Annotated in this window: 4 protein-coding genes; 1 reads left to right on the forward strand and 3 read right to left on the reverse strand. The window is 42.1% G+C overall.

From position 1 onward, the window contains the following. Position 1: 1 nt before the first annotated feature. Positions 2-5,773 (reverse strand): non-ribosomal peptide synthetase, encoded by a 5,772-nt coding sequence (locus BB427_RS22500; RefSeq protein ID WP_069023409.1) that lies wholly within the window; start codon positions 5,771-5,773, stop codon positions 2-4. Between the two features lie 3 nt (positions 5,774-5,776). Then, positions 5,777-8,200 carry a penicillin acylase family protein gene (locus BB427_RS22505; RefSeq protein ID WP_069023410.1) on the reverse strand — a complete coding sequence of 808 codons (2,424 nt, stop codon included), beginning with the start codon at positions 8,198-8,200 and terminating at the stop codon, positions 5,777-5,779. 162 nt (positions 8,201-8,362) lie between these two features. On the opposite strand from BB427_RS22505, the gene BB427_RS22510 reads away from it, so the two are divergent. Further along, positions 8,363-10,504: a winged helix-turn-helix domain-containing protein gene (locus tag BB427_RS22510; RefSeq protein WP_069023412.1), complete on the forward strand. Its 2,142-nt coding sequence runs from the start codon at positions 8,363-8,365 to the stop codon at positions 10,502-10,504. 162 nt (positions 10,505-10,666) lie between these two features. Here BB427_RS22510 and BB427_RS22515 read toward each other — a convergent pair whose 3' ends face one another. Then, the gene (locus BB427_RS22515) at positions 10,667-10,873 is read right to left on the reverse strand and encodes a hypothetical protein (protein ID WP_069023414.1); all 207 of its coding nucleotides are present in this window, start codon (positions 10,871-10,873) and stop codon (positions 10,667-10,669) included. Positions 10,874-11,855 lie beyond the last annotated feature (982 nt).

The raw sequence follows: 11,855 nt of genomic DNA on the forward strand, positions 1-11,855 counted from the left end.
GTTATTTCCTTAAGGTTTGCGGCGAAGTAGTAGCTGTCATCGTTGGACTGGCCATACTTTGATTGTTAAAAATGGATGAGATTAGTTCTGCCAATTGGCTAACAGAGGGACCACTGGCAAATGTCGACACATTTAGTCCCAAGTTAAAATGCTGTTCACAAGATGAACATAAACCCTGTACTTGTAATGGATTACCTCCTAATTCGTAGAACCCTGCATCGACTTTGACTTGGTCTTTTTTTAGTAACGATGCATAAATATCATGCAAAATATCTATAATGCGTTCGCGCAGTTGTATGGCTTTGCTTTGAGTCTGTGCAAGACTGCCAACATGCTGAGTTGACGCTGATAGCTGGTTAAGTTTGATTAAGCGGAACTCTTCAAAAAGTGCGTTGACTGCTATCACTTTGGCATCTGATGTTGCTTGATATTGCGCTAGGATTTCAGTCAGGTGTGTATCCACCTCTGTACCATTGATAAGCAGATCCGTTGTGTGACTAAACGTAAGCCCAGTTTGACTGTGCATTAAATTTAAGTACCCAGGCGTCAGCTCAATCAGGTTTACTTGTTGAGATGCTAAGTAATCATTCAATTCAGTAATTGAGTATCGTGTTTTGGTGTCAACGATATGTAATTCGAAGCCAATACTCATTAGACATAGCGCCATGACAGAGCAATCGAAGGACACGGATGCATTCCAAATAAACTTATTACTGTGACTCTGCTGTGGTTGAAGCTCATTGGTGAGCTTGCCCGATAGCATGACGAGATCGTGTTGTGTTAGTGCTATTTCGTTATCGGATCCCGGATACAGAATACAAATAGGCTGAATCGATAACTTTGCTTCTGGCTCAAGAAACCCTGTCGGTACCTTAAAAGCCAGCGCTTCTGTTGTATCCAACACTTTTACCGGTGTATCAGCTAAGAATGATCCTAAATGACGCTGTGTAACCGCGAATTCTAGGTTAAAACGCTTGATTGCTTCATCTATCGTCTGCGTATCACTATCTGGGTCTAATACGATAAAGGTGATACCACTGAATAAGCAGGCCATTTGAGTGACTAATAAAGCCAAACCATGTTCTAAACAAACCCCTACCGAATAACCTGGTTTTACGCCTTGAGCATCTAAATAAGCGCGCATGCGTCTAACTTTGGCAAACAGGGCTTGCTGAGCAACTGTTTGTCCTTCGTTTACCACTGCCGTTGACTGAGGACTGGCGGTAGCATTTGCGACCACTCGTGCAGCAAACACTCCTTGCTCAACGATTGGCACTTCAATATTTTGTGAGGACATTTGTGTCAAAGGAATTAACGTGTCAGACCCTTCAAGGAACCATTGCAAAATAGCCTTAAAGCGCGCGGCGTATTGCGCCACCGTATCGACGTTAAACAACTCAGGGCGATACTCCCAATCCAGTGTTAATGTGCTTTCCTGTTCGTATACCGACAATGAAAGATCGAAGTTAACACTTGGAGTATGAGGCTCCACCAGCTCAACTTTTAAATTATCCAACGTCATCGGGTTGAATTGTTGGCTGTGGTAAACAAACCAAAGCTGAAAGATCGGGTTGTAACTTTGGTTGCGTTCGGGATTTAATCGCTCTACCAATAGTTCAAAGGGAACATCCTGATTATCAAAAGCAGACATCACAGACTGTTTGGACTCGGCCAATAAGTCTTCAAGGGGTCGACCAAAATCGATCCTATTGCGAAGTACTATTGAATTAGTGAAACACCCTATTAATCCTTCGATATCAGGATGATTTCTACCCGCTACAGGTGTGCCAACTAGGATATCGCTTTCGCCACTTTGCTCTGCGATTAAAAGGGCATACACGAGCTGTAGTACCATAAACGGCGTCATGTCTTTACGCTGACAAAAAGCCTGTAACTGCGAGCGCATTTGGCTATCAATAGTCAACTTGTAGCTACGCCCTTCAAATGAAGGTTGTGCTGGTCGAGGATAATCCAATGGCAAACCATGCACTTGTGGATGATCAGCCAAAAAGTCAAGCCAATGCTCTAATTGCGCATCCAGTAAACCGTCCTGAATGTTTTGATGTTGCCAATGCGCATAATCTTTGTATTGAATATCCAGGGTCGGAAGTTCAGCAGCTTCATTTCTCAACACACTGCGATAAAGCATCTTCAGCTCTTCGGTTAAGATGTTGATAGACCATCCATCAGCGGCAATATGGTGCAAAGTCAGTAGCAAAAAGTGATGTTCCGGCGCAGTTTTAATAATTTTGGCGCGAATTTTTAAACCCACATCTAGTTGAAAAGGCATATTCGCTTCGGCTTCAACAAAATGTTCAACACTGGACATCACATCTTGTTTACCCGAGAGGTCTATCATTGGCACATCAAAGCTATAGTCTTCGAGTACGTATTGCTTAGCCGTATAATCGTCATCGATTAACACTGTGCGTAACACTTCATGGCGGCTAACTAGCTGCGCTAACGCATTCCGTAATGCACTAACCTGCAATGCCCCAGTGATGGAAAATACTCCGGGCATATTGTATTGCGCCGTGCCATAACTGAGCTTATCAATCACCCACATTGACAGTTGAGAGCGCGATAAAGGATGTCCACGTTCGATGTCCGACTTAGTCAGATTGCGAGTCGCCGGACTATATGATTGATCTTCCAACATCGCATCGACTTTGCTCGCTAACTGCCTAATCGTTGGCTGTTCAAAGATGCAAGCAAGTGGCAGATCCACTTGTAATCTTTGCCTTATCTGACCAAACATCTTCATGGCTAATAAAGAGTGACCACCCAACTCAAAGAAGTTATGCGTCACGCTAATTGCATCTCGCTCAAATAGCGACTGCCAAATCGTGCTTAACAAATGCTCGGTGTCAGTTGTTGCTGCGAGAAACTCAACTTCTCGATGTGCGGGTTCAGGCAGCGCTTTGCGGTCTACCTTGCCGCTAGAAGTCAATGGAAATGCATTCATTTCGGTGTAAAAGTGAGGCACCATAAAGTTAGGTATCTCAGCTGTAAGTGCAGTACGTATGGCCTCAACATCAAGTGCAGCACTAGACTCCATGATGACATACGCAGCCAGCTTTACATCACTACCTCGCTCACCATGCGTGGTCACCACCGCCTGCTTAATGCCGGTCAGTTGCGATAGCTTTTCTTCGATTTCCCCCAATTCAATACGATAACCACGGATTTTTACCTGATGATCGAAACGACCTAAATACTCAATCTCACCGGAGCGGTGTAAAGTGACTAAGTCCCCTGTTCGATAAAGTCGCTCATTGGCAACTGCAGGTAAGTGCACAAACTGAGTAGCGGTAATATCAGGCCGACCTATATATTCAAGCGCAAGACCATCGCCAGCAATACATAGCTCACCACTCACACCAACCGGAGCTAGTTGCCCTCGAGTATCAACAACAAAATGACGGTAATTAGGAAGTGATCTTGATAACCGGCAACTTGGTATACCATCTTTGTCTCTATGCACCTCTTCAACCAAGGAGTACACAGTTGCTTCCGTTGGCCCATAACCGTTAATAACTCGTTTCGATCGCAACAGCATTTGCTCTGCAAGTGCTGGATAAAGCGGCTCACCACCAGTGACCAATGTCGCTTGAGCATTTCCTTGCCAACCAGCCTCAACTAAGGCTTGCCACATCGTTGGAGTACACTGGAATAAGTTGTACTCAGATGTATTTGCAAACGCTGCGAGTTTAAGTGCATCCTTACCTATCTGATGTCCAACCAACGTGACTTTGCCACCAACAACTAAAGGGGCAAATATTTCCAAAGTCGAAATATCAAACCCTATCGTTGTTGTTGCTAAACAATGACATGCTTCTGTAAGTTCAAGGCGCGCGACCATGCCACCAATGAGGTTGTCTAAACTACGTTGAGCAATCAATGCGCCTTTAGGACGACCCGTAGACCCTGAAGTGTATAAAATATAAGCACCCACAGCTTCACGTTTAGTCAAAAAGCTAAGGCTATGCAGCCCTGGCGCCTCAATATCGGCGGTTAATTGGTCAATAAGTAACGTATGTTTCGCATCAATCGGAGTCGTTTTCGATACCTGCGTATCAGTCACCAACAGCGCAGCCTGACTATCAGTAAACATAAAGGTCAGACGATCAAGCGGATAAGAAGGGTCTAGCGGTACATAGGTTACGCCTATAGATAAGCAAGCTAATAACGTGGCAACCATATTCTCATTGCGATCGAGGCATAACCCTACACAATCGCCAGATTGGAGCCCTTGTGACGTTAAAATTTCAGCTATTTGCACCGCTTTTTCGCTTAATTCGCGATAAGTCCAAGTAGATTCACCAACAACTAGCGCAATACTATTTGGGCGGTCTGTTACTTGCTGATTAAAACGTTGCACTAGGCTACTACTGTCACACGCTTCCGAGCTGCCGTTTAGCGTTTGATAAGCCTGAAAATCCTGCTCATTGAAAAAGTTAAAGCCTGAGATCTGCTGCTCTGGGTTGTGACGTATAGCTTCCAAAATAGCAAACAGACGTTCGAATATGACTGCCACATCAGATTCATCAAAAAATGCGCGATTTGCTTCAATCTGTAAAATCACATCTTGATGGTCGCCATATTCACAAAGATTGAATAACAAAGGTGTGGTTTCCACCCCAGGAGGGATAAACTCTGATTCGGCGTCTATCTGTCCGTCTGCATATTTATAATCAAGCTTTTGATAATTGAACTGGACATCGAATAAGCGCTCAAGGTCTGGCTTCAACTGACGAGCGTGCTCAACAATTTTACTTACCGGATATTTCTTAAACTTTGAGACATCTCGCATTTGCGTGCGGATCTCACTCGCAAGGTCAGCCATGGTCCACTGTTGGTCGATGCCAAAACGCATTGGTAAAACAGAGACTATGCCGCCAATTGCTCGCATGGTGGCTTTATCACGATTGTGAAACGGCAAAGCCAAAATAATGTCAGATGTATGATATTGAAGGTTTAAATAACATGAGATAGCTGCCATAAACAGATGATGTATACGAACTCCCATGTTTTTTGCCAGTTCAGATAGGCTAGTATAATCAGCCTGAGCAATCGCATACTGGCTCAAAAAGCTCTCATGCATCAGGGGGGTATTTAGCTGCTTGGGAACAAACATTCTATCTGGCAATTGGCTGCTGAACTTTTGCTGCCAGAAGTCTGCTGTTGCAGCACTAATATCCACATTGTGATTCATATAATCGACAACGTGCTCAAACTGCGTCAGCTGGATAGGCTCAACAACGCTGTTTCCATCTTTCTGTGCCAAATAATACCTAAATAACGTATCAAACCAGTTGCTGTAACCAAATCCATCGGTAATCAAGTGATGCGCAATCGGTACATACCAATACTCATCGCTCGTTAATTTGAGCAAGAAGGTTTGATATAAACCTGGTTCAGATAAATCAAAAGGCTGCATTAGCTGTGTTTTTACAAACTGCTTCGCTTGCTCTTTCGCATCAGAAGCGGCACTAAAGTCAAGATATTCGAACTTACACGCAACTTCAGCGCGACACTGAACTGGCTGACCCATCTGTTCTTGGAAATAGAGGTGAAAAACATCGTTTTCAGCCACAAGTTGCGCCATAGCCTGTTGAAAGGAGGTCACACAAATAGGCTCTTTAATTGTTATCACTCCACCAATGTTATAGTTTGGTGAGCTTGGATATCGTTTTTGATCCAGATAAATATCGAGTTGTGCAGATGTCAGCATCATACCCTTATCCTCTGTGAGTTTATTATTGTTTTTCATGGTTTATTCCTTAGACTCAGCGGGGAGTAGCTTGAGCGAGTAAACGGTTTCCTGCGGCAAAAATGGCGAGAACACCCCTTTTTGCCAGTCGTCATGCCCCGCCATCCAGTATGGCGACATTGGATTGGACGCTTGACCTACAGGCATATGAAAGAATCCACTTTGCTCTTCACCTGGTGTCACCCCCATTCTCATCGAGGCACCGAAGCTTTGCTCCTGCACTAGGGGCATGTTGATATCTCCGTCAGCACCGTATTCTGGGATATTAAAGAACCTCCCAATGAGTGGCAGAGCACCAGCGACAGGATGAGAAATAGCAACTTTGTTGTAGTCACCCCATTTGGCATTCGCAATCGAACCATGAGTGTTATTAAAGTGGTCATTCAAAAAAGTCAGAGCATCGGCATACAAAGCTTGCCAAGACTCAAAATGTGTATTTAAGAGATGGTCAGGGTGCTCATTGACTAACTTCCATAGCGGCCCTTCCCACTGGCTGGTTAAGCTGAAGTAGTCAAAAACATTTAGGTCAGGATTACTTTCATTAACTCCACTCAGAATGCCGCTAAAAACTCTGCGTGCGACCTGAGTTCTGAATGCTCTCACCAACAAATAACCGGTGGAGTCTTTAAGTGCTTTACCATTCCAGTTATTGACAATTTTTCGGTATTCGGCCAATTCAGGATATTTGGCCATGAACTCTTCATTCATAATAGACAGCAGCAGATACTGCCAACGCTGGAGAAATATTGCGCGACTATCGAGCTGTGTACGCAACATCTGGGCTTCACTAGGCTCATGCATCACTCTGAGACCGTTGTGAATTTGCTGCGCTCTCGCGCCAAGGGCGTAGTTTTCGCGACCAATAATATCTAGTTCATCACCTGAAACGACTCGTGCATTAGCAGTAAAAATAAAACCCGATTCAGGATTAACACGTTTCGGATATTTATCTGTAGTTAAGTACCCTGACCAGTCATATTCTTTATTGTCATAGTCGATGGGAGCCCATACTGAATGGGCTCTCTTTGGTAATGCCCCCAACATCGTCCAGCCAATATTCCCTTGCTCATCACCCACCACTACATTGAGATGCGTCATATGCGTGTTATTGAATAAAGGCAGCGCGGTATGAACGCTAGATGCACGCTCAACCTCCAATAACCCTAAGTTGACTGCAGAGGATGAATGGGCGACCCAACGTAAAACCAATAAATCGCCATTCTGTTCACGTTCAACGACAGGTCCGTAAGGAGTGACATCAACGACATATTCCACAGGCTCAGCGTCCTTGACATCAATGCGCTGTGTAACATGTGTGACTAGTTCTTGACCTTTATCTGCAGGGATCCGCAGCAAATCAGACCAATCCCCCATAGAGTTAGTGAAACCCCAGGCTATATGTGTATTACTGCCCGCAATCATCAGCGGTAGACCGGGTAACGAAACACCGGTTAATTTGCGGTCTTCATTCGCTTCCTGCCAAGAAAAGCCAACTCGATACCAAATATTGGGAACATTGAGGTTTAAGTGCATATCATTGGCAACTAAAGCCTTGCCGGATTTTGTATTTGCACCCGATACAGCCCAATTATTACTGCCAGCAACCGAAGGGCTATCTTGTAACGCCATTGTATATAAAGAATCAGCTTGCTCATGCAACGCCAAAATGTCTTGGTTAGTGTCAGTAGCACCTTTTAGTGAGTAAACTTCAGCACTAGGAATAGATATAGCGGCAAGATGTTGTGTATCTAATGGTTGATCCCAAGAAGTACCCAGCGGCACCAAAAAGTCAACCAGTGCCTGTGGTAAGTTTTGTCGTAACTTATTTAGATAAAGTGCATTACGGTAATCATGGCCTTGCATTTCCATAAACATGGCAAAAGAAACTAAGAATGAATCCTCCGCTTGCCAAAGATTTGGTGATGCCTGTAACAAAGTATATTCAAATGGGGCACTATCTAGCTTTTCAAGCCCAGCATTTACGCCTTCAACATAGGCATCAAGTAGTGCTTTGTGTCTAATATCTAAACTTTCATAAGCTTGTCGCGCAGACATTCTGAATTGATGCAGCCTAGCTTCCTTGTCAGCACTAACAAAAGACTCACCAAAAAGTGCACTCAGTTCACCAGCTGCCTTTCGACGCAGGTAATCCATTTGAAAAAAGCGCTCTTGAGCATGTAAGAAGCCCATTGCTCGAGATACATCCATTCTTGTCTGTGCAATAATGGATGGCACACCGCTTCTGTCTCTGTCTATAACAACTTCATTTTCAACATGAGGAAGATTAACTTCACCATTTAATAAAGGCAGAGCAGAATTCAGTCGATCCCATAACCAATAACTAGCGCAACTGGTTACTACCATAGTTGATAGGCCACTAAATAAAAGTGCCTTCTTTATAGTGCTATGTTTTCTTTCTATGCTCATCTTCGCTTTCCAATACCTGTTCCTTGTGCACGACACACGGTGAACAAAACTAAACTAGCCAAGATAATTGAATAATCAGCACAGAAAGACAAAACACTTCCCATTATAATGTGTTACATTGATTGGTAACAAAAAAACACATTAAATAAACACAATGTAATCATGAATGGTAATAGTGTTAACAGGGCAATTTGGTTAGAAGATAAACAAATTACAGTTGGTCAATTTCAGATCGATTTCAAAAAAACACGCTTGTATGACAATAATGCCGTGGATGAAGCCGAACGAGTAATTAAGCTAGAACCCTTAACCATGGAGCTTTTATGCTACTTGGTTAAGCGCCAAGGTGACTATGTAAGCCAAAAGGAGCTGCTTGATCATGTTTGGGATGGACGCATCGTTTCAGACAATGCTATTCGCCGAGTGGTTAAAAAGCTCAGAGATGCGCTAGGTGACGATGTAAAGTCTCCTACTTATATAAAAACCGTGCCAAGCAAAGGCTACCTGCTTATTGCCGAAGTAAATATCGAGACGGTCACACAAGGTAACGACGCTGATCACACCGCTGGCAATATTCAACCCCTTGATAATAAGAACATTAAAAAAACCATTCAAGATCAAGCTAAGTATTTGTTTATATTGCTTATAGTAATATTAATTACTTGCTATGTGGCTTACACTTATATTTTGAAACCTACTAAAAAGGAAATACAACAAATAAAAGCAGTCACCAGTATGTCAGGTGAAGAGGATTGGGCGGATTACCACAAAGAATCGGATATGGTCGTCTATTCTCATCGTAAAGACGTATCCGGGTCTTTTAACTTATACATTAAATCTTTGTCAACCAACGTGACCAAAAGGCTAAGCTCAGGTGGGGCTAATTATTATTCCGCTAAATTCTCTAAAAATGGAAAGAAAATAGCTGCACAAAAGCAAAAAGGCAATCATGCAGAACTGGTCATCTTATCGCTAAATGATGCAATGGATGTTTCTAAGGAAGAGGTGATCTACAAGTATGATACATCTCAGCCAAATTTATCCTGGGCTCCAGACGATAGTGCGCTGTACTTTTCCTTGAAAAAGCAATCGGATTATCCAAATACCATCTTTAAGATCGATATTAACAGTAAGCGCCTAACTCAGGTAACTTACCCAGACTTTAATCCTTATGGAGATTACTTTTCAGCAATTTCAGGAGATGGATCACGCCTTGGCGTTTTAAGATACTCAAACTATCAGCGGACACACTTGATCATTTTAGAATTGGCCTCTGGAAAAGTGCAGAGCAATACCGTACTTGATTTTATACCGCAAAATATCGTTTGGGATGAAAGCGGTTCAGGCCTTTATCTTTCAAATAACAATGATATCCTCTTTTTTAACGCTCAGAAAAATGAGCTCACCCCCCAAGTACAAACCGATTTTGGGCTATCTTCAATTTACAGTACCTGCGGAAAACATTGTTTGTTAGTAGGCAAGGAAGAAGAAAATGTGCGTGATATTATTGAAGTTAAAAATCCATTCTTTAACAATAGTATCAACAATTTATTTGAGTTTTCACTTGCGGGTAAAGAGGGGCATCCCGATTATCTGGCAGACTCAAGTAGCATAGTGTTCCGCTATGAATATGACAATATTCCCCAAATAGTGACTTATTCAACATCAGGAAAAATGGAGTTATTAACCGAGTTTACTCAGCATCACAATATAAGCGATCTGGAGTATCACCCGAAGCATCACTCCATACTCGGTATTTTAGACCGCCAACTATTTACCTTAGATATCAATAGCAAACAAATACACCATCTAACCACTCAGTTAGAAAATATTCAAAACCCGAGCTGGAGCAATGATGGACGTTCAATCTACTTCTCACGAAAGGAAGGCAATCAGTTTTGGCTTATACGCCAAGATGTCAACAGCGGTAAATCAGAACCACTGCTTTCTAATGTAGTCAGTGCAAAAGAGGATCCCAAAGGCCAGTACCTATATTATCAGCGTACTGATGGCCAATTGTATCGAGCACCATTAGACACGATGAAAGAAAGTAAACCGATAGCAAAGCTAGAGTTAGCGTCTAATATTTCTTGGCACCTTACATCTCAATACGTCTATTATTCTGTTTCAAATGGTTATAAGTATGATTTGGTTCGTACAGATTTGAATTCAGGCAAGTCTGAGCGAGCTTCTCTACTGAAATACGCATTCTACGCAAAATTTCAACTCCACCCGAGCGAACAAAAGCTATTGCTACTGCAACGAGCAGCACCGAGTACAGACCTTTACAACGTCTATTTTTAACTCGATACGATAAAGTGTCCTCTGCATCACATATCATTTTGCAGAGGACAACGGGCTAGAACGATCATAGGTGTTAAAACGCCTTTCTTAACCTTTTACTATGTGACTTTAAATAATCCAACTACCGCATGTAAGTATCCACTTGGCGGTAGAGTGTCATTATTACTCTTCCGTTGAGTTATCTTCCGGCCAACACTTAGGGAAGTTTGGGCAACTTGGGGTAATAATCTCACCATTTGGGGTACCCGTGGTGTTGGTACCATTAGAGTAATAAGGTTGCTCGGAAGCCTTTGCTGGCACCCATAGAATAAAAAACACGGTGCCGATAAAAAGTGATTTCATTGTTGTTGAGTTTATTTTAGAAAACATATTATATCCTTGTGTAATTTTTGTTTTTAATTGATTTTTAATTATATTTTTTGTCTAGTAGCGCTTATTCAGTAATATGCTCACTACTGAGTACATCACCTATTGCCACTTTTTCAGCATTGGAAATAGGATGTAAGCAATCTCTTCGATGTTATCGTTTTATTCTTTATTTGTAGTGTGTTGTGACGTTGATGTTGGAGGAAGAGCCGGCCAACACTTAGGAAAACTAGGGCATGCAGGTGTTACTACAAAGTCATCCGTTACTGTTGCACTATCTTGACTGTTAGTATCTTGCTCATAAGCATTTACAGATACTGTAGTTAAAGTAAGTAGAGTTGTTAGCGCTAGTTTTTTTAATGTAGAGAACATATTTATTTCCAATTTTTGAGTTTAATTTATATCGAGCACTCATTTACTTTATTATCGTGCTTCGATTTGATGAATCTACTTTAAGCGTAAAAGGCCTATTTACCACCCCACCATTCATGACTACGCATTATTTCAATTGATTACATACCAAAAACAGAAATAAAACCAACAAAAACAACAGTGTATAAAAAATCAATATTGCTATCTTTTATCTATTACTAAGTACTTATTTGTTTTATTAGGCTATTCATAGCGGATAGTCACAAGAGCGTGAAGATGGAATGGGACCTGAATAGTTGTAATATGAGGATAAGTTAACATTGCTAACTAAGTTTTAGTGTATAAGCTGCTGTCATGAAATAAATTTGTCACAACACTTCAATGCCAATTAACTCACAATAATGACTCCCAAGCTTACGGAAATCAGATCGTAATGTTAAATAAGCGGCGTATTGTTGGGTGTCATATTCGATTAACACTTAATGTCATAGCGCTCAGCACAGACTCAAATGCTCTTATACATTAGGGCATAATATGACACATCGTGTAGCCTTGATGGGGTTTCCAACTTTACACGTTTCATAGCAAAACCCAGGGTGGGATTCCACTTTGC

It is taken from the genome of Pseudoalteromonas sp. BMB, from assembly GCF_001709235.1.
Classification (GTDB): domain Bacteria; phylum Pseudomonadota; class Gammaproteobacteria; order Enterobacterales; family Alteromonadaceae; genus Pseudoalteromonas; species Pseudoalteromonas maricaloris.

Coding starts and splice junctions, on each gene's coding strand:
- BB427_RS22500 (WP_069023409.1), bottom strand. CDS start 5,773: ATGAAAAACAATAATAAACTCACAGAGGATAAGGGTATGATGCTGACA.
- BB427_RS22510 (WP_069023412.1), top strand. CDS start 8,363: ATGAATGGTAATAGTGTTAACAGGGCAATTTGGTTAGAAGATAAACAA.
- BB427_RS22505 (WP_069023410.1), bottom strand. CDS start 8,200: ATGAGCATAGAAAGAAAACATAGCACTATAAAGAAGGCACTTTTATTT.
- BB427_RS22515 (WP_069023414.1), bottom strand. CDS start 10,873: ATGTTTTCTAAAATAAACTCAACAACAATGAAATCACTTTTTATCGGC.